Raw genomic sequence first — 19,530 nt, forward strand, 5'->3', positions numbered from 1 at the left:
ACAGTCAAAGGCAGCCAGGATGCCTGCTCCACAAAAGTTATTGGGGAGATATAACAGATAAGTCTAAGGGTTGATCGCCAACTTTGTCAAAATAGATATCTCCAAAAAAAACAGTCAAAGGCAGCCAGGATGCCTGCTCCACAAAAGTTATTGGGGAGATATAACAGATAAGTCTAAGGGTTGATCGTTAACTTTGTCAAAGCTGCCTGCACTGTTGCGGGTAATTGACGCATAATCTTACCTTTCTCGCGATCGACACCAACCAAAGTTACCTGTGCCGTCACATATAACTCCTGAGTATCAGCCGATCGAATTTCGTAATCCCAAAGCAGCCGCACACCCTCGCTAGCAGCCATCCGCGTTCTGACTGCCACAGATTGACCCATTTGTACAGAGCGGTGGTAGCGCAGCGAAAGCTCAACCACCGGCAATTCCACACCCTGCGCCACCCACTCTGCATACTCGATGCCGAGAGAGCGCAAACTTTCCACCCTAGCTTCCTCCATCCAAGCCAGATAAGTCCCGTGCCAAACCGCGCCGCTGTAGTCAGTATGGTGGGGGTAGACTCGCACCAAATATTCAAACCAGCCCTCCGAGTCCATCCCCGACCGCTTTTGAATAGCGCCAGCCGCTGCGAGTTCTGGTTGAGTTCGATCGTTCTCTAACACGTTACAAATTGTTCCAAAACGCTACATTTCTACAAATCATAAAGCAAACTTCAGGCTTATGCTTGACATTAAGCCACTAGAGTAACAACGCCCTAGTGAGAGCGCCGCACAACAAAACTCAACTGTTTTCACACCAAAAACCATGATAGAAAAAATTTTAGTAGCCGTCGCCGGTCGCGGCTTGTGCGAAGAGATGTTTAATATGTTGATGGACATCCCTTCCTTGCAACAAAGCTCTGTCACCGTCTTGCACGTCGTGCCGCAGCAAGTAACCTCCGAAGGCATGGCCGCCAAGTTGGAAGAAGGAGGCAAGATTTTAGCACAAGCAGTCCAGTCTTTGAAAATAGATCCCAGCAAAGTCAATCCGCGGCTGAAACAGGGAGACCCGAAAACCACAGTTTGCCAAGTCGCAGAAGAAGAACAATCCGACTTAGTAATTATGGGTTCCCGGGGACTCGGACGGCTGCAATCGATTTTGGAAAACTCAGTCAGCCAGTACGTTTTCCAGCTAACATCCAGACCGATGCTGTTAGTAAAAGACGATATCTACGTCAAAAGAATCAAGCGCGTCATGGTGGCGCTAGACAACTCAGAATCCGCCAAACAGTCATTGCAGCTTGCGCTATCTTTGGTCAAAGAAGTCAGCGGCGGACAGATAATTCTAGTACACGTCACCAAAGATTTGACGGGAAAATCCACTGAAGATTTAACAGCAACTGCTGAAAAAGACCCCGTATTGGCCCCTGCAGTAGCACTCGCGAAACAAATGGGAATTAGCTACCGCTGCGTGAGTGCCACAGGCAAGCCCGGGGAAGCTATTTGTCAAATTGCAGACGACTTGAATGCCGATTTGTTGGTAATCGGTTCTCCCGATCGGCGGCCAAACGTTGCTAAAAACTTTGTGGATCTCGATCGACTCCTGGGAAATTCGCTATCAGACTACGTGCGAGTCTACGCCAACTGTCCCGTCTTGCTAGCCCGCACAGTCGGCTAAACTGTCAGCGCTAACAGTTAACAAAAAAAGCGCCCCAGCAAAAAACTGTTGGCGCTTTTTTTTGCAATCAGCTTTCGCCAGAAAGAAATAGCAGCAGTGGCTACTCTTTTCCGCCTTGACGGCTAGCCGTTTGAATGTACAGAATGATTAGAAAAACGCTGGGAACCAATACAAACAGAATGGTTGCCACAAACCCTAAATCGTTAACTTCCATGAAGACCCCCGCCTCTATCGAAAAATAGGAAAACACACACGACTAGGATACCACTCAAAGGCAAAAGGAAAACTCGAAGACAGAAGGAGCCTCGGAGACTCGGAGACTCGGAGCTTGGGAGATCCCCAGAAGCGGAGAGCGGGAGAATGTCTACTTCTTCTTCACGCTTGACTTCTTTTTACCCGCTCGCGAAGCCGAAGCGAGCCTTCTTCACGCTTGACTTCTTCCTTCTTCCTTCTTCCTTCTTCCTTCCTTCGGAAACCCCAGCTAGGGCTTAGTTTTCACGCTCACCGGGCCGTTAACCATAGCTTGACAAGCCAAACGATAATTTTCGGGCTTTTTCTTGAGCTTGCGGTTCTCAAAGTCAGTGCGGGGCGACAGATTTTCACTTCCCTCGACAATTTCCACAATGCAGGTGCCGCATTGACCGTAGCCCCCGCAATTCATCATCTTTCCCGAAAACCTGTACAAGTCGATGCGGTTTTCTAGAGCTTTGAGCCTCAAATTGGCTCCGTCTGCTGCGATGACTTCCTGATTTTCCTTCACAAACTTGATATTGGCCATTGCCGATCCTTTAACGCAGTTGACATAGAACTCTATTACAAAATATTAAGTGAAGTGTCGGATATTTAACAAATGTCTAATTGCCTTTTTGATTCAAGGACACGTGGCGTAGCTATCCCGAGCAGGAATCGCCCCAAGCCAACCCAACCCAACCCAACCCAACCCAACCCATTTTAGATTTTAGATTTTAGAATTGGGAATGAGTGATGAGTGGGATTGACTGATGCAGATCGTGGCTTGGAGTTGAGGTATAGTGGGCTTTTTTTTACCAGAAAGAATTGGTTTAAAGCCCGCCCGCTCGAGCGGGAGAAATTAAAATCAGACTATTCATTGCTCCAATCCTCGGACTTCAAGGTACAGGTCGAGGTCGAGGTCGAGGTCGCTGTCAACTGTCAACTGTCAACTGTCAACTGTCAACTCTCAACTGTCAACTGTCAACTGTCAACTCTCAACTGTCAACTGTCAACTGTCAACTGTCAACTGTCAACTGGTATCAAGGAGCATCCGAGAGGTTATTAGTGGGAAGATTGCTCACAGCCCGCTGGAGAGACGAAAGGCCCAGGTTGTAGTTGACAATTGCCGACAATCGGTTTCTCTCAGCCCTAGTCAAATCCGTTTCCGCCTGAATCACATCCGTCTGAGTGCCCACACCAGCTTGAAACCGCAATCTGGCAAGACGCAGAGCTTCCCTCGACTGCAAAACCCCCGCCTCAGAAGTTTCGATATTTTCAAAACTCGACTCCAAGCCAAAATAAGCTTGTTCAACTTCCCGGCGCACCTGGTTGCGGAGTTGGTCAAATCGACTTTCGGCGATCGCAATATCAGCATCCCGCTGTTGCACCCTCGCCCTCGTCGCGCCCCCGTCGAAGATACTCCAAGTCAGATTCGCTTGCACCGCATATCCGCTCGCCCAGCCGCGAGTTGCAAACGGGTCTGGGTTGTCAGAAGTTTGCCCCAAGAAGTTGTAGGAACCAGTGACATTCACTTGAGGCAGCCCCCCCGCCCGAATCGATCGCCTCTGCTGCTGGCTGATATTCCTCTGTACCAACTGCTGTTCCAACTCGGGGCGATTCTTAAAAGCCTGCACGATACTTTCTTCCAAAGACAGCCGCCAAGAGCCAGCTTGCTCCACCGGGTCAGCCGCCGTCAAATTCGCCGACTGACTGATATTCAAAATCTCAGCCAGCCGCCGCTGGGCCACTCGCTGATCGCGACGGGCCACTGACAATAGCTGCACTTCGTTAGCCAAATTTGCCTGAGCCTGCAACACAGCAAACCGCGTTCCCACCCCGGCCCGTTCCAAAGCTTCGGCATCCCGCAAACTTTGCTGGGCATTTCTCACCGAAGCTTGGCGGATAGCAACTTGTCCGTCGGAGTTTTGCAGGTTGTAGTAAGCCTCAGCAGTGTCGAAGCGGAGTTGCTCGGCTTGGCGTTCCACATCCAGTTCCCGGAAGCGCAACTGTTCCCTAGCCGCGCGGATATTAGCCGTGCGGCGGCCGAAAATGTCGAGGTCGTAGCTCAACTGCAAAGTGTTGTTGAGACTGGTGCTGCCGAAATTTTGAAACTCGGGAGAGTTCGCCGGCAGTTGGCGGTTGGCGGGTAAAGCATCATTCTGGCGGAGCCGAGTCTGCACCCCAATCTGTCCGCTGGCGCTGACGCTGCGGCTCGCGCCCATTTGAAAAGTCAGGTCTGGAAATAAGGCAGCTTGCTGTTCGCGCAGTACCGATCGAGTTTGTTCGACTTGTTGCTGGGCGATTTGCAAAGTTTGACTGTTGCGGCGGGCGAGGTCGATCGCCTGCTGCAAGGTAATTGACTCAGTTTGCTCGATCCTGACATCCTCGGGATTTGTCGGAAACTGCAGCGGATTCGGGTTTGGTTCCAGGGAACCCGGAGGCCGGGTCTCTAAAATACCCTTCGGGGTGAGAGGGGGGAAACTTTCGTTGGGAGTGCCGCGGGGAACTGGTGTTGGCAAAGAAGGCACCGGAACATTGTTAGGGCTGCTCGGGACAGGTTTCTGCCTCTCGCCTGTCGGTACCGGTATTCGAGATTGCGCCAAATTCTGCGGAGACTGCATTGAGGGGGCAGCCGGAGCAGCCTGTTGAGGCTTTGATGCCAGGGAGGGCTCGGTTGGGAGAGTTGAGGCGATGTTAGACTCGGAGGTTTGTTGGTTAAGGGCGATCGACTGTTCGGGATCTGATGCTGGTTCTGAGGCTGTGTTCGAGGTCGATCGAATATCCTGCGTTAATTCGATCTGATTGCTAAGGGGGGAACTGTCCTGAGATTGAGCCGGAGGCTGCGCTGAAGCACTCTGTCCGGCGTTGCTGAAAGTAATTGCAGCGCCCACTCCGACCACCACGATTTGACGAAAAACACGCATAATTTTTTAATTACTTTGCAATTCTAGAGACAATTTTAAAGCAAGATTGAGGTCTCAAGTTTCTAGTTTGTTTCCTGAACCCGACAGTTACAAGTCACAATTACCGTACTCGTGTTGCTTTTGAAGGCTTGATTCAAAATTTACAATGGAACTTGTGCAGTTGCCAGACCGATCGCCCCCGAGATTAGTTCCTCTACTCCGCTCACCGGCAAAATCCGGGTTTTCAGCGAGTTTTCGAGCTGTTCTACGGTCATGTCGTCGAGAAAACGAGGTTCCCCCTGTTTTAGCATCACCGAAGGCAGGAGGATGCCATCTCCCAAGTCTTTTCCCTGCAAAGCTTCCAGCAAATCTTGCCCGGTGAGCAAACCCGTGACAGTGATAGTTTGTCCCCAGTAGCGGCTGGACAGTGCCACCATGTTGACGGACAAGCCGGGAATTTGGTTTAGTTGTTGTGCGATCGGCCGAAAAGCCTTTTCAACAGCATTTCCCACCACCCAAACCAATCGGCGCGGCCCAATAACCGGCAGCGGTTGCAGCTTAGCAAAAGCCGTTTCAAACTGCCCAATAAACTGGCGGATCGAACCCACACCGTTACCAATTTGGGGATAATCCTCATAATCAGCAGCAGACGGCAAATCCAAACCAGCGATTAAAAACCACTCATCAGCCAACCAAATACAACCAGATTTTGAATTTCGCCTTGCCACAGGGAAGTTTAAATCTTCTAAATCTTCTAACTCTTCTCCCCCCCTTACTAAGGGGGGGCTGGGGGGGGTAAATTTTGAACTTTTTTTATTCGCCTTTTTACCGCTTTTCCCCTTACTCAAAACAGCTTGAATTTGCTGCACTTGCGCGATGACTTCCCGCGCTTTTTCCGGAGTCACGGCAATCAATTCATCTTCAGCAGGACGAAAGCGAGTCAAACCCACCGGCACCACAGCCACCGAAGCCACAGCGGGAATATTTCCCCTATGAAACTTTGCCAAATCCAACAAAGTGCGTTCCAAATGTTCCCCATCATTAATCCCGGGACAAACAACAACTTGAGCGTGAATTTGCAAGCGGCGCTCTTTAAACCATTTAATTTGTTCTAAAATCTTCCCAGCCCGAAAATTTTTCAGCAGCCTAATTCGCACATCCGGTTCCGTAGCGTGTACCGAAACGTACAGAGGAGAAAGCCGCATTTGTTCGATTCGGTTCCATTCTTTTTCAGTCAGATTCGTGAGAGTCAGATAGCTGCCGTAAAGAAAGCTGAGGCGGTAGTCATCATCCTTGAGATAGAGAGTTTCGCGCTTTCCCGGAGGCTGCTGGTCAATAAAGCAAAAAGGGCAGCGGTTGTTGCACTGAATTAGTCCGTCGAACAGGGCAGTTTCAAATTCCACACCCAAGTCTTCGTCATACTCTTTTTCTATTTCCAACTTGTGAGTTTTGCCTTTGGCATCTAAAACTTCAAGTTCGATAAATTCATCGGCGCACAGGAATTGATAGTCGATCAAGTCGCGAGGTTTTTGGCCGTTAACGGCGACGATGGAGTCTCCGGGTTCAAATCCCATTTCGGCGCAGATGCTGTCGGGGATAACTTTGGTGATTAGGGCTGGTCTGGTTGATGAGTCGCTCATAATTTCTGGATTTTTTTATAAATTATGTATGAGTTTTTTGTATGTTTGAATGTGTAAATATAATTATCATACTATGTCTCATCCACCTGTCTCAATATCGAGCGTGACAATTTGGATCGCTTTTAGCTGCGGCTCCAAGCATGGAAAGCTCTGGCTATGCGTTCGTCAATTTCGTTGGCAATATTGCCGATATTTATGTCGCGGTCAACGTGATTATAAATACCGTCCGTATTGACTTCAAGAACAAGCCAATTACCTTTTTCATTTTTCATCAAATCGGCACATCCAAATGAGTTGATAAGGTTTGTGCAAGTCAGGGCTTGGCGAGCTTGAAACTCCGCTTCAGGTGGAGCACAACCCTCTGCTTCGTATCTCGCGCCTCGAGCATGAGCAACAAATAGAGAAGCCTTTGCACCTGAAGGAAAACGTCTGGCGTTCCAGCCAAAAGTTTCGCCTGCCACGCAGTAGAGCCGATATACTTCCGGCACTTCGACACGAATGAATTCTTGAAGAACATAAGGGCGAGGCCAGTCCTGCCCAATGGGCGTATTTAGTTCTTGCAAGCGATGTCCTGAAGCACCGCAACCCGTCGGCCACTTGAGAATCCATTGACTTTTCACTTCCTTTTGGATTAGTTGCTTAACTTCCTCCTCTGATTCAAGTAGATATGTTCTGGGGATAGCGACCTGATGTTTGGTGAAAATTTCCGCAAGTTGGCGCTTGTCAGACGCCCACACAATTGCTGTAAATGGAATGAAACATTTGCCTGTTGGAGGTTCTGAACTTTCCCAACCGAGCAGATAATTATGGTCTGACGGCGTTGCACTAATCTCAAGAGTCATTACACGCGCTAAACGCTGCGCGTGTTCTTCAAAAATCCATGCCGCATTACCTGCGTTGAGAATTGCCTTTTTCATACCTCTGATTTTACCGCACTCGTCACCGCGCATGAGCGCATGAGGCAGAACGGTTTAGCTCAACCGCAGCCGTTACGCGACGCGGTTAAGTTGTTGCGCCAATAAACAAAGGTTTCGCCATCAATTGGGGGGTATGGGTAGAGGCTTCAATCGCTGCGTCAATTTTAGTTCTAACCGACTCAACCCACTCGGCATCAGCGCGATCGTACTCATCCAGCAACCGCAAAGCTATTTCCTGAATTTATTCGGCGGAGCGATATTTTCCAGCTAGGAGTTTTGTTTGAATAAAGCGTTCTTGCTTGGGAGTAAGACTGATGCTCATAGAAAATTTTTGTTGTCATTATGCTTCATTTTAACAAGTTAAGTACAACTTTGGTTTCTCGGCAGCGAGCGCAGCGATCGGAACCGCATAATGAATTTCATCGCCTCGAAAATGCGCGCCAATCCCCAGACTGTCAACACCAATATCTTCTCTAAAAATTTGCCGGATCTTATCCCCATCGCCGGGGTTTGGGAAAGAAGCAGCTAACTGCTGTTCCATCTCTAATTCTACCTTGTAAAAGGCTAAATTGATATTTTGAAGATTGGCATCGGCGACTAATTTAGAAAACTCTTCCAAAGTCAAGGCGCGAGTATGAGACGGATCGCGAAGCTTCTCAATATAGTTGTAAGCATCAACTTTTTCCGGGGGCATCGCCACATCAGCAATCAAAATTATACCGCCCCGACGGCACACGCGAACCATCTCCGAGAGCACGACATCCGGCTGTAAAAAATGATGGAAAGCGTAGCGACTCAAAACAATAGAAAAACTCTCATCGGGAAACGGTAGCGTCTCAATATCGCCTTGGTGCCACGAGAGATTAGTTAAGTTTTTTTGCTGTGCTAAACTCCGGGCTCGATCGAGCATTGCTGGTGTTAAATCGATGCCGGTAACGTGACTGGAAACCGCAGCAAAAGCACAAGCAACTATACCCGGTCCGCAAGCAACATCTAAAACTGTGTCGCTTTTGGATACCCTTGCCATCTTCATCAATAAATCCAGAGATTCTTGATTGGTGTGGCCGTACAATTTGGAGAATGGCACAGCCTGACGGGTGAACTGGTCGATGATGGATTCCTGATGTGCGGTCATTTTTCTTGTTCCTTTTGATTGTTAAAGTTTTCGTCCTTCAGCATAGCCGATCGACTCTTCCCGCTCTAATATATTTTTTCTGCACTTCCTCCTGAAATCCGCACCTCAAAGGTTATTCCAGAGCGCTGAGGCTGCCATCCGAGTTGCAGTGCTTGCCGTATCCATTGTGCTACATCAGAGGGTATTACTGGTATCACTTTGTTAATTGAACCCCAACATTGAGGATGGGGTCGATCGGTGATAATAACTAATACCGAACCTGAATTTTCAGCGTGTTCGACAGCAACATGAAGTTTTCCGCAACCGTAGTCGGCTTGCATATTACTAGCTTGTCTGCGGATGAGCCAGATGAAAGGCTCCCCGTCAACTATTATTTTTTTAGTTCCTTTTTTCGGTATTGACATAGTTTGTTTCAACTGAAATATTTCCGCCTTTTCAATAAGCATTGAGAAACCGGGTTTCTGACGAAAAATATAGTTTTTGTTGCATAATTTTTGCCAGAAACCCGGTTTCTGACCTCTCATGCGTAAGTCCTATGTGCTTTCTAAATCTTCCCGGTCAGATGAGAAAGCGGTATAAACTGCTCTTCCACAAAGGCGATTGCTACCGAGGACTAAGTTTTTGCTATCAAAAATATGCCAACCGCGATCGTGACGCAGCCAGCAGCAATATTGATGCCTTTTCTTATTTTAGAACTAATTAGCAATCTAGCTCGATCGGCCGCGAGTGCGTAACCCAGTTTTACACCGCCTACAGACACTATAGCAATTGCGATAACGATGGCGGTATCAAAATAAGATATTGTATAAAGATCGAGAAAAGCAGGAAAAAATCCGAGATAGAATAAAGTTGCTTTTTGGTCGCCCAATGTAATAAACAGTCCAGTTAAAAAACTAGATATCAAAGAGGATTTAACAACTTCTTCTGTCTCCACATCCTGTAATTTTGACCTGCACAGCCCTATTCCCAGCCAGATTAGATAAGCCCCGCCGAGGTATTTGATTAGGAAAAATAGGCTGCCCATCTTTTCCGCAAGCAGCGATAAACCTAAAATAGCTATCAGGATGAAAATGATGTCACCAAGCACTATCCCTAGAGTGGTAAAAACACCGTGAATGAAGCCAAATGCGGCCGATCGAGTGGAGACGGCCAACACGCTGATACTGGGAATAGCAGCCAAGACTGTCATCGCACAGAATAATGCCACAATACTGCTAAAATTCATATTGCTAAGCACTTTTTTTGCTATAACAAGTGTAGATTTTTTAGCTGAGAAAAGTCAATGAAACTCAAGTCTATTAGCTGGCATTGCCTGTTTTTGAGTGCGATCGCCCTCTCCCTTGAATTGACAGTTTGCAGTCGCCTTTCTGTTTCGGCACAAGAACTACCTACTTTAGCAAAAAATATGTCCTATGTCGCAGCGAGGGCGCGTTTGCAAGATGCGGGGTGGCAAGCTGCTTACAATTATTACTCCCCCGGTCGGATTGCAGCCTTAAATGCGATTGAAAAATATATTATCACCAAGTTTTGGTTTGCAGAACTGGTCGCTTGTCCGGAAACGGCACGGGGATTGTGTTATTTTAAGTTTGTCACGGCCGAGGGGAAAACTTTAACTATTACAACAACTAATAATAGCGCCGGAAAACAACCCTCGATCGTCCGTTGGGAGGTAGAACCGGCAAAATTTAAACTCTCTCAACCCCTACCAATGTTGCGTCAGGATAGCCCCTATGCCGAGGTGAGACAAGCTTTAATTAATGCTGGGTGGCAACCAGTTTCCGACTCTTATTTATCGCCCTCCGATCGCGATCGTGCCGATCGATCTGGGTATCCAGAATTGCAAGCCTGTAGCGGTACGGGTTTGGGATTTTGTAGCTTTATCTTTAGCGCAGCCAACGGTCAAAAACTCCGAGTGATAACGGCCGGACAAAATTCGACACTTTATGGGTGGTCGATCGAAACAGGAAGATAATACAGCAGATTCCAGGTTGATGAAGCACACCCCAGAAACCCGGTTTCTTTAAGAAACCGGGTTTCTCTGTACCCAATTACCTGAAAACCGCTATAATACTTTTAACTCCCCACGATCGCATACCACAAACTAACCATCAAACACGCGCTCGCTAAATGCTGCGGTATCAAAGATTTAATCGATCGCTTGGCAATTTTTTGAGTCACAAATAATGTCACCAACAATGATACAATTAAAGTCACACCTTGCAAGAAACTAATCACGGCTGGATCTCCTACAAAACTCGGCAAATCATCTCTAATTTGTCCGAAAGTAGCAAAAGTTACGGGAATCACTCGCCCGCCTTCCTGCAAACCCAATCGCCAATAGTGAGCCAAACTACCGCCCCAGACTAGAGGTAGATATCCGTAGGCGAGACAGACAAATGAAAGGGGTTTAGTAATTTTAAATGGGATAGTTTCTGCTTTTCCCAATCGGTAAATTGCCTGCATGACTGCATAAGCAGCTAAGGGAATCATCGGCGGGATAATTAACACTGCGATCGACAGTCCTAAATGTGGTAAAAATTGCTCTAAATTGATGCCCAGCCCCAACAAACTATTTATCTCCGGCAAGCGGTGGAGATAGATACCGCCTAATAATAGAAATAATAGGGCAACTTCATAACTGTGGGGAACGTGGGTAGTCCATAATTCGATGCCGGGAGGGCGCAGATTTAATTCTACCGATCGATGGGGACAAGCTTTCAAGCAAGTCATGCACAACACGCAATCTTTATTATCAGTTAATTGGGCTGGATGGGAATAAACCGGACATCCATTAGTAGTTAATCCTTCCCCAAAACCTTCGCCTCCTTTATAACAATGGTAGGTGCTGCATTCCGCCGCGCAGGTTCCTTGTTGGGCGCGCAGTTCGATAATTGAGAGTTTAGCAAATAATCCATTCATCCCCCCGATCGGGCATAAATAACGGCACCAAAACCGCCTCTCGAAAATCAGCGAAAAAATTACCGCGCCGGCGGTGATGAGTAACAACAAACAACTGGATAAATAGGCGGTATTTTCTAAATTCCACAACTCTTCCCACAGAAATATCAAAGTAAATAGTCCGAAGAGAAACCAGCCACCCCATTTTTCAGCTTGTTGGCGGGGCCATTTATTGAGAGTTCGCGGGAAAATTTTCAGCGAGAGTTTTTGGACGATTTCCCCATAAATCATAAACGGGCAAAAAGCACACCACAATCGCCCGACGATCGGGAATAATAATAAAATTAACGGCCACCACCACGCCCAAAAGATATTCAAAGCAAAATTATGCTGTCTGTCTTGGGGGGCGACAAACAGGGTAATTACTACCACTGCAAATACCCAAGTGGTAAACCAATAATTCACGCGCTCGGGATACCAATCGCTCCGCAAAAATTGCCGAAATTTGGGATATATCTTGAATAAATTAAGCCGAAATTTTTGTTGTTTTGCCGCCTGCGCCCAAAACACTTCTTCCGTTAATACCTGATTTCCCTGTGCTTGAACTAAAGCGCGATCGACCATTCCCTGCAATTCCTGCAAGTTCCCTGGAAAATCGTAGGTTTGCAAGCGGCGAATTGCTTCCGGCGTGACTTGGGGCTTGACTAATTTCTTTTGGCGACAAATGAGGTTGAGATAATAGTTAACCTGTGCTTCTAAATCTGCTTTTCGCACCCGCAATGATGGGACTTTAATCTTATGTTGCGTCAGGTTATCTAGCAGGGGTTGGACGATTTCTGAGATTAAAATTATCCGGGCGTTGCTAGAACGCGGTGGGGGCGGTATTTGTCCTTCCCTTACAACTGGCGTATAGGTTCCGTCGGTTAATAGTTGCTGAATTTTGGGGCATAATTGAGCGGGTAATTCTTGAACGTCATTTAAAATTAACGTCCCTTCTCCCAACCATTCCAACAGTCCCGGTTTACCGCCCAAACGCCCGAATAATTCGGCTCCATTTGTCTGAAGCAAGGCACTTTTTATCTGAATAATTGGCTCGCTGCGACGACTTGAACCGAAATGAATTAAAGCAGCTAAATTATCCTTTTGTAAACCAGGTTCGCCAGAGATTAACACCGATCGACTGTCACTCGATGCAGCCCGAATTTGTTGGCGCAATTTCACCGCATAACGGCTATTTCCAATTACTCCCCGTTTCGCCCTGGTTACTAGATAGCTGCGGAGGGCATTTTGACGCTCTCTTTCGTAGGCAATTTCTGCTTCTAGCTGTTCTAATTTCGCGGCCAAACGTTGAGCGTAGGCTTCGGTAATGCGCGGATATCTTTCTAGCAAACTGCGCCAGCGATCGGCACTAATTACCCAAAATTGACATTCTGTACGAGTGACAATTCGACTATCTGCAGGTTGCGATCGTTGGAGGGCGGATAAATTTGCGATCGCCCCCGGTAATAAACTACTCGCCCACATTAAACCAGGTTGTTTGCGGCGGTAGCGATCTGCCTGTCCTCGTTCTAAAATGTAGAGGTTAGTGACAGGCGCATCTTCGATTACCACTCGAAAACCAGGGGGAAAAGTTGTCGCTTGCATTTCACGCGCGAGATCCTGTAAAATCTCGCGGGGTAATATGCCTAATTCGGTGCTCTCTTCGAGCCAGTTAACTAATGTTTCGGTAGACATCGCTTAGCGCCGGCGAAAGCCGAATCGTGGTAGTTGGTGTAGAATCTATTATATTCAAAAACTCGACAACCATTCCTCAGCTAGGTTTCTCAATTTTCCACCAATACTTTTGCTACTTTTTGCAACAAAGATGATTGACTATTCTCGCTAATCTTTAAAACATTTTTAGTTAGCGTACTAAAATGTAAAGCTGTGATTGGATGTTCGATAAGTTCAGATGTTGGAATTGCCTCTTTAGAATATTTACACCCGATCGCATGGTAGACTCTAAACCCTCTTTTTATAATCGCATCTATAGCTTGTGCAGGTGGAACATAATACTGGATGAATGTTGCATTTTGTAAATCCAAACAAATCATATTTTGGATGCGGTTAATGGGTTTAACCTCGCCGTTATAATAGGATACTAAAGGTAATAGTTTACTACTATTTTCACCTTGAATTTGTCTGTTGACTTTTAGTTTTCCGTTTTCTAGCTCTTCAAGAATACCATTTCTTCCAACTAAAGTTGGTGTATATATATCGCTCGTATAACAACTAATATATAATTGCTCTGCTTCATCTACGAGATATTGTTGATTGTCTAGTAAATTTTCGGATTTTTTTCTATTTTTTAAAAATTTAAATCTCTTTTTAATCTCCTCCATATCGCGCATTACATTTTTTATGTATATGCAACCGTCTTTATAAAGAAATTCGATCGCAACTGCTTTAGCTTCCTTGTTTCTAGGGCTGCGTACATATATAGTAAAGAATTGTTTCTCAGAAAATGATTGAGGAGTAATGGGCAAGCCCAAATTGGAATTTACAAAACTTTGCCTCATCCAATTCTTAATTCCCAGTTCGAGCCAAACCTTCTGAAATTGCGGTGAGATCTTTATCTTGTATTTCTCGCAAAATTTTTCCCATTCTTTTTTGTCTTCTTGCTTTCTTAAATAACAGGAAATAGCATCATCTACGTCCAATAATTCCGCATCAGTAAAATCCTGCGTATCTTGGTTCAGAATATTTATATCGATTTTTTTGCTATAATTGAAAAGCGACAAAGCAGCTTTTTTTACATATCCAACAGCCCTAAATTCAGGTATATTTATCCCCTGCGTACTAAAAAACTCTCCGGTATCCAAATAGTTGAGTTTTTTCTTTAACTGAGAATAGAAATCAACTTTTGACTTGTTATATATTTGTGTTGATGGATTCCAGAAGCCGTCACCTCTCTGGTAAGCCATTGAACCCGCTTCTTCCTCCAAAAGTTTATTAAAAACTAAATAGTTTTTTTCCTTGTCGAGTTCAATACTTGACCAAGGAACAACTTCAGTAATTTTCCAACAAGGATCGTCCTCACCCTCAAGTTCTACTTGTTCGTAGTTAGTAATGGTTTTTCCAGAATTATAAAAAGTGAGATCGGAAACTCCCTGATGTTTCAGACAATTTTTCAAGAATTGTCGCTCGGATTCAGTTAGATCGATTCCAGTATTGTTAAGAATTTCTAATGATTCTATAGATTCTAAATTTTTATCCTTAATAAAATGATTTTTTAAGTAGTGGTCAGCCTGAAAAGGAAGAGGTTCAAATGCGATAGCGCACTCCTTTAAAAAACTCTCAAGTTTAGTCATGAGATTTTGGTAATGATAAAGCTGAGTCTTTTTGAATTTGTCAAAATCTGCGTCATCTTTATCGAATCGCATAAAATCAATCTTATTTTTGTGACGAGCATCGCGATCGCGATCGAAGTAGTAGTTTTTATATTCATAAACTAACAACTCTCCCACATCGTCACCATCTACGGTGCTGTACCGATCTTTTGGTAAAAATCGTCTGCTTTTTCTAGATAAGGTTAATGTGAGTACATCGTGGTGATTATATTTGATTAATAAATTCTGTCCCCAGACCAAAAGAGCATCTTTCGATTTCGATTCAGTTAGCTCTTTGGAATGGATGAATAGTAGTTCTTCAAAACCATTCATTGTGTCAACAGATAAGTTTTGAGCCAGAATATAAAACTTAAACGCTAAATTTAAAATCCTTTCTCGATTGCTAAGCCGATCGCTAAATAACTGTTTCCATCCAGAATGATTTCTATGGGAGGATATAAAAAATACATATTTTTGTCCATCAACATCTGACATGAAGTATTGAATATCTGAAAATTTCGGCTTTTTTCCATCTACAGAAAGCCGTTCTTGGATCTGTTTTTTAATGTAGATATGCCTTTTATTATAAAAATTAGCCTTGGAATCCTCATCTTCCGTTCCTCCATCTTCAGCCCGTGAATATTGCAGAAGAAAATGCTCGATTCCCTTGCCCATTTTAAAAAGGTATTGGAAAAGTTTTTCAGCAACTTTTTCAGGAGTCTCTAATATTTTTAGCTGGTTTGTTCTCGATGGATCTGATAATGCTTGGATTTTGTTTTTCATTTTATTTCTCAGATGTGAATAAAAAGTCTTGGAGAATATTGGATGCAACCGGACAATTACGCTCGTCAAAGTAAATCAAATTTCCCGAAAATAGCGTTGGTGAGTATTGGTGATTTTTTTCTTGGTTTGCGTGCAAATTTAGAAGCAATCCTTTCACAGCTTTAAATTCTGGATAGTCTGAAACAATTGCATTCAGCTTGTTTTGGGTTTTTTCCAGCGTTTGATTGGAAAGGCGATTTCCTGAAGCTCTACTCCATGCTTTAACATCAACACAAAATAGTCGGTTGTCTTTGATATAGTACAGATCGAACCGCTCATACAGCTTACAATATTTTTTGAAATCTAGCAAGGGTTCAAAACCATATATGGCTTTGATAGCTTTCCAGTCTTGGCCTTGGAAAATTACATCTTTAATCCAACTCTCCACAAAATTTTCAGTTAGTGATGGATACAACACATCATAAAAGAAACGCGGACGCGGAATATAAGTATTAAAAATTTCTGGTTGTGGAATCAAGTCATTGTATAGTCTGTAAATTCTCTCCGTATAAGGATCTAGCAATCCAAGTTCATTACCTTCCAAGTCATAACCCCGAGCATTTGTTTTGAGATATTCAGGATATAATCGCTTTTGATAAGGATAGATTTTTTCCCCATTGATGCTATCGCTGATAACCTGAAACTTTTTGCCATCTTCCTCCTCTGACGCTAAATAGGGTATAAACTCAGCTTGTTCTAGGTTGTGATAGAAGAGTGATTCAATAAAATCAGCAGGAAATAGCTTGAAATCTTGTAATTTTTTGAGATACTTATCTGGGTTGTGGAATACAACTGGATCGCGTACAGCATCCCATGCTTTTGTAATATCAAACGTATTTTTGTGTTCGTGAAACTTATCGATTTCTTCTAACATTGTTTGTCTGAATTTTTGAAAAGCTCGATCGGCATCAATCTCATCACAGACATGATCTTCATAATTATTAATCGAGCGCTTCTTTTCTTCTTCTCGCAGGCTTAGATAAACTTGGTGGTTGTTTGCAGAAAGTTTGCGAATTTCATTAGGTTCCGAGCGTTCTAAGTATCCGTAAAAATTTAGTAAATTTTGTCTGGTTTCTTCATTGATGAAGATTTTTACAACCTGATTCGGAAAATCCCGTCGCTCCGCTCTACCTATCGCTTGTAAAACTCCTTTTCCTAATAAAATTTGATGTTGCAACTCTCTAAATTCCGCCGCTTCAGGTTGGCTCAGGTATTTGTTAAAATCTTTAATCTCAAAAGTAGAGTTTCCCAACTTTACAATACTTTTCATTAACGCAAAATGGTAAAGTGTAGTAGATTTTTCAGAATCTGTTGATTTCTTGAGTGGTGGTTTCATTACAGTATAGTAACTGTCCATTAGCACAGCTAAAGAGTCAAAATCTTTTTCCTCACCGCTTGGTTTTTTGATAATGGGGTTTAATCCTTTTGAAGCTGACTGATAAGCTGATACAAAGAAAATTTTCTGCCCTTCTACTTCAACAAGCTCGTTTATGTATGTTTTCTGAGCTGCTTTATCTTCGTAAAGACTGTTGAAAGATGCCTCATATAACATGAGTTTAATCCGAATATTACTGTGATATTTGGGGTGATCGACTCGCACGCTATATATGTTTGGATGTTCGGGCGATCGCTCAAATACAAAGTTAGCCTGATGGATTTTTTCACAATAATCTATTAACTGTTTAATCCAGTGTAGGGTTTGAGTAAAAGCAATTGTTTCTTGAATCGAGTCATCTTCAAAAAGATAAAACAATAATCGAATAAAATTTTGCAATTCTTGTGTTTTGTAAATACTAAACCAAGTACCATCATTCTTTAAAGAATCGATAAAACCTTTTAATACAATTTTTTCAAACTTCTCGACAACTTGTTTAGTTTGTTGGTTGGGGAAAGATGATACATCTTTGTTGAAAAAATTTACTGTAATCTGTCGCTGTGCCTGACGATGAGCTCGGATTTCTTCACAAAGCAATATTTCTTCTTCACTCATTGTATTGAATGAACTTTGCCCAGACTCATCGCGCAAATTATCTTCTAAATAACTCTGGTCGTAGCTTGTGCTTAAATCTCCAAAAATACCCCCCGTTGCTGAAATCATAAACATCACATTACTGCGATTATTTAGCATTGACTTTATCTTGAATTCAGGAGAAGTAAATATGGCTGTACTGCCAATAGAAACTTCTCTAAGTGCGGGATCGATTAGGTTATTCTTAGAACTTTGATAGCGAGAAATTTCTTTAATATTTACGATCGACTTATAGCTTTCATAGACATAAGCACGGTTTAAGTATTTGAGCGGTTGATTTTTTGTTGTACTCTCTTCACTTGCATTTTGAAATTTAGCTATCTGTTTCGACCAAATATCTAAAGAACGGGATTGCGAATCCTCAGCATCTAGGACATTAGCCAGAAGTTCTTTGATGGTTTTAATTTGCAATCGAACTGCTAGAATGGCATAAATTAATTCTGCTACAGAGGTATTGTCTGAAACTTTTTCTTCAGTGATGTGGACATGACCGCTGGAAGCTCTGGTTAAAAATAGTTGTTTGAGAGGCTCAATGTTATAAATATATATATTGTTGTATGAAAAAATATTCATCATATCGTTGCCAATCTTGTTGTAAAGTTTTTGAGGAATCAGCAAACTTCTGTTATTCTCGAATCTTGAAAAAACTCTGGATAACATTTCAAAATCCAATTGGATAAGATTCTCTCTATCGCAGTCGTTCAGAAGCTCGAAGATTTCCTTCAGCGATTTTTCGAGTGTTTTTTTAATTACTACAACTTGTTGCAAAAAATCGATCGAGTTCCCTTCCTCAGCAGTCAATCGTTGATATATAGAAGCTAATTGTTGGAGATTATTTTCCAGAAATTTGCCTTTTTCAAAATGTTCTTGAAATTCATGAAAAGCACCCTTGTTCTTATCGATAAAACTTAAAAATTCTCGGTTGTCAGTGCTTCGTTGAGAAAAGAGAATAGAAAATTCTCTATTTATAGATGAGAGTGCATTATTAATAGCTAGTGCTTTAGGAGAGATGATGTCAATCTTTTCCTCTAACATAATTTGATAGCCATCTTCCTGCTCATCAAAGGCAAAAATGAACTTTCTGGAGTTGTTTGTGTCCTGAATAACATATTCATCGAGATAGCTGCTTTTCTTTATCCATGTTTCACCATTATGTCTAAAGTACGGAATATTCGTCTCAAATTTCTTATAAGTGAGCATCAATATCCCAGATTTTTCGCGCAGGAGATGGAGAGGAAAGAATATTTCCATTAGCTTGAAACATTCGTTCAACCAGCTATTTTCATTGGGCTTGCATCTGACAAGAAATTCTAAAAACTTTTCAATAAGATTGTTCAGTTCTTGTTCTGCTTTTTCGATCTGGTCTTCGTTAACTTTATTGTCTCCAAAATCGGTTTTCTTTACATATTCAAGGCGGTTAATCACACCTGTTGCTGTTTTGAGATTTTCTCTAGCTGCCTCGACTTTTTCCCGAGGATATTCTTTGTCGCTAATCTTCCAAAAACTTTTATCCTTTAGGATCGAAGGTATCCATTTTTTGTACGATTTAATATACTCGTCCGTCGTTTTCATTTTTAATGAATTTAGTTTGTAGACGGGAATATTTGGATATTGACTCGCGACAGAATCTGGCACCACTAGATGCTCTCTTAATGGGGCAACATATATACCAATTACCTGAATATTTGGACGGTCTTCAATCGTTTTATATATGGCTTGAAACAATTGGTGAGTTTTTCCTGACCCCGTACCATAATTGATGAGTTTGAGTTGGGAACGGTTTTCCCGAAAACTATCTTCAATAGTCGTAAGGTAGGAATTAAGAATTTTGGAACGAGATGATTCTAACTGCTGATGAAGAAAGTCTGTTTGCTTGTCCATGACCCGCCATCACCTTATCTAGGGTTAATACATAATAATGACCG

At 43.4% G+C, this 19,530-nt stretch carries 15 protein-coding genes; 3 read left to right on the plus strand and 12 right to left on the minus strand.

From position 1 onward, the window contains the following. Window positions 1-173: 173 nt before the first annotated feature. Window positions 174-668 carry an acyl-CoA thioesterase gene (locus tag QUB63_RS29875; protein ID WP_332948996.1) on the minus strand — a complete coding sequence of 165 codons (495 nt, stop codon included), beginning with the start codon at window positions 666-668 and terminating at the stop codon, window positions 174-176. Between the two features lie 142 nt (window positions 669-810). On the opposite strand from QUB63_RS29875, the gene QUB63_RS29880 reads away from it, so the two are divergent. After that, on the plus strand, window positions 811-1,662 hold the full coding sequence (locus QUB63_RS29880) for a universal stress protein (protein WP_332948997.1): 852 nt from the start codon (window positions 811-813) through the stop codon (window positions 1,660-1,662). Between the two features lie 100 nt (window positions 1,663-1,762). Here the strand turns inward: QUB63_RS29880 and psbM are convergent, their stop codons facing one another. The 5 genes from psbM to QUB63_RS29905 all read right to left on the minus strand — a co-directional run bounded on the left by psbM (window position 1,763) and on the right by QUB63_RS29905 (window position 7,353). Next, on the minus strand, window positions 1,763-1,876 hold the full coding sequence (psbM, locus tag QUB63_RS29885) for a photosystem II reaction center protein PsbM (RefSeq protein WP_193970859.1): 114 nt from the start codon (window positions 1,874-1,876) through the stop codon (window positions 1,763-1,765). 267 nt (window positions 1,877-2,143) lie between these two features. Beyond that, window positions 2,144-2,440, minus strand: a complete 297-nt coding sequence (locus tag QUB63_RS29890) for a 2Fe-2S iron-sulfur cluster-binding protein (protein ID WP_332948998.1) — start codon at window positions 2,438-2,440, stop codon at window positions 2,144-2,146. A 493-nt stretch (window positions 2,441-2,933) separates the two neighbouring features. Further along, window positions 2,934-4,817 carry a TolC family protein gene (locus QUB63_RS29895; protein WP_332948999.1) on the minus strand — a complete coding sequence of 628 codons (1,884 nt, stop codon included), beginning with the start codon at window positions 4,815-4,817 and terminating at the stop codon, window positions 2,934-2,936. Window positions 4,818-4,957: 140 nt separating this feature from the next. Beyond that, window positions 4,958-6,436, minus strand: coding sequence for a DUF512 domain-containing protein (locus tag QUB63_RS29900; protein WP_332949000.1), 1,479 nt, complete (start codon window positions 6,434-6,436; stop codon window positions 4,958-4,960). Between the two features lie 122 nt (window positions 6,437-6,558). Continuing rightward, complete coding sequence (locus QUB63_RS29905; RefSeq protein WP_332949001.1) at window positions 6,559-7,353, minus strand: ATP-grasp domain-containing protein; 795 nt, start codon at window positions 7,351-7,353, stop codon at window positions 6,559-6,561. A gap of 133 nt (window positions 7,354-7,486) precedes the next feature. Between QUB63_RS29905 and QUB63_RS29910 the strand changes: the two genes are divergently transcribed. Further along, window positions 7,487-7,624: a hypothetical protein gene (locus QUB63_RS29910; RefSeq protein WP_332949002.1), complete on the plus strand. Its 138-nt coding sequence runs from the start codon at window positions 7,487-7,489 to the stop codon at window positions 7,622-7,624. A gap of 81 nt (window positions 7,625-7,705) precedes the next feature. Here the strand turns inward: QUB63_RS29910 and QUB63_RS29915 are convergent, their stop codons facing one another. The 3 genes from QUB63_RS29915 to QUB63_RS29925 form a co-directional block, all read right to left on the minus strand. After that, window positions 7,706-8,488, minus strand: coding sequence for a class I SAM-dependent methyltransferase (locus QUB63_RS29915; RefSeq protein ID WP_332949003.1), 783 nt, complete (start codon window positions 8,486-8,488; stop codon window positions 7,706-7,708). Window positions 8,489-8,553: 65 nt separating this feature from the next. Then, window positions 8,554-8,934 (minus strand): hypothetical protein, encoded by a 381-nt coding sequence (locus tag QUB63_RS29920; protein WP_332949004.1) that lies wholly within the window; start codon window positions 8,932-8,934, stop codon window positions 8,554-8,556. Between the two features lie 167 nt (window positions 8,935-9,101). Then, window positions 9,102-9,725 (minus strand): LysE family translocator, encoded by a 624-nt coding sequence (locus QUB63_RS29925; RefSeq protein ID WP_332949005.1) that lies wholly within the window; start codon window positions 9,723-9,725, stop codon window positions 9,102-9,104. Window positions 9,726-9,770: 45 nt separating this feature from the next. Here QUB63_RS29925 and QUB63_RS29930 point away from each other — a divergent pair, with 45 nt between their 5' ends. Continuing rightward, window positions 9,771-10,460, plus strand: a complete 690-nt coding sequence (locus tag QUB63_RS29930) for a hypothetical protein (protein WP_332949006.1) — start codon at window positions 9,771-9,773, stop codon at window positions 10,458-10,460. A 101-nt stretch (window positions 10,461-10,561) separates the two neighbouring features. Here QUB63_RS29930 and QUB63_RS29935 read toward each other — a convergent pair whose 3' ends face one another. From QUB63_RS29935 to QUB63_RS29945, 3 genes are all read right to left on the minus strand, one after another. Next, entirely contained in the window at window positions 10,562-13,120 is a 2,559-nt protein-coding gene (locus QUB63_RS29935) for a sigma 54-interacting transcriptional regulator (protein WP_332949007.1), read from the minus strand. A gap of 89 nt (window positions 13,121-13,209) precedes the next feature. After that, window positions 13,210-15,537, minus strand: coding sequence for a hypothetical protein (locus QUB63_RS29940; protein WP_332949008.1), 2,328 nt, complete (start codon window positions 15,535-15,537; stop codon window positions 13,210-13,212). A 1-nt stretch (window position 15,538) separates the two neighbouring features. Further along, window positions 15,539-19,486, minus strand: a complete 3,948-nt coding sequence (locus tag QUB63_RS29945; protein WP_332949009.1) for a hypothetical protein — start codon at window positions 19,484-19,486, stop codon at window positions 15,539-15,541. Window positions 19,487-19,530 lie beyond the last annotated feature (44 nt).

It is taken from the genome of Microcoleus sp. ARI1-B5 (assembly GCF_036705795.1).
Taxonomy (GTDB): domain Bacteria; phylum Cyanobacteriota; class Cyanobacteriia; order Cyanobacteriales; family Microcoleaceae; genus Microcoleus.

Coding starts and splice junctions, on each gene's coding strand:
- QUB63_RS29880 (WP_332948997.1), top strand. CDS start 811: ATGATAGAAAAAATTTTAGTAGCCGTCGCCGGTCGCGGCTTGTGCGAA.
- psbM (WP_193970859.1), bottom strand. CDS start 1,876: ATGGAAGTTAACGATTTAGGGTTTGTGGCAACCATTCTGTTTGTATTG.
- QUB63_RS29890 (WP_332948998.1), bottom strand. CDS start 2,440: ATGGCCAATATCAAGTTTGTGAAGGAAAATCAGGAAGTCATCGCAGCA.
- QUB63_RS29895 (WP_332948999.1), bottom strand. CDS start 4,817: ATGCGTGTTTTTCGTCAAATCGTGGTGGTCGGAGTGGGCGCTGCAATT.
- QUB63_RS29900 (WP_332949000.1), bottom strand. CDS start 6,436: ATGAGCGACTCATCAACCAGACCAGCCCTAATCACCAAAGTTATCCCC.
- QUB63_RS29905 (WP_332949001.1), bottom strand. CDS start 7,353: ATGAAAAAGGCAATTCTCAACGCAGGTAATGCGGCATGGATTTTTGAA.
- QUB63_RS29910 (WP_332949002.1), top strand. CDS start 7,487: ATGGGTAGAGGCTTCAATCGCTGCGTCAATTTTAGTTCTAACCGACTC.
- QUB63_RS29915 (WP_332949003.1), bottom strand. CDS start 8,488: ATGACCGCACATCAGGAATCCATCATCGACCAGTTCACCCGTCAGGCT.
- QUB63_RS29920 (WP_332949004.1), bottom strand. CDS start 8,934: ATGCTTATTGAAAAGGCGGAAATATTTCAGTTGAAACAAACTATGTCA.
- QUB63_RS29930 (WP_332949006.1), top strand. CDS start 9,771: ATGAAACTCAAGTCTATTAGCTGGCATTGCCTGTTTTTGAGTGCGATC.
- QUB63_RS29935 (WP_332949007.1), bottom strand. CDS start 13,120: ATGTCTACCGAAACATTAGTTAACTGGCTCGAAGAGAGCACCGAATTA.
- QUB63_RS29940 (WP_332949008.1), bottom strand. CDS start 15,537: ATGAAAAACAAAATCCAAGCATTATCAGATCCATCGAGAACAAACCAG.
- QUB63_RS29945 (WP_332949009.1), bottom strand. CDS start 19,486: ATGGACAAGCAAACAGACTTTCTTCATCAGCAGTTAGAATCATCTCGT.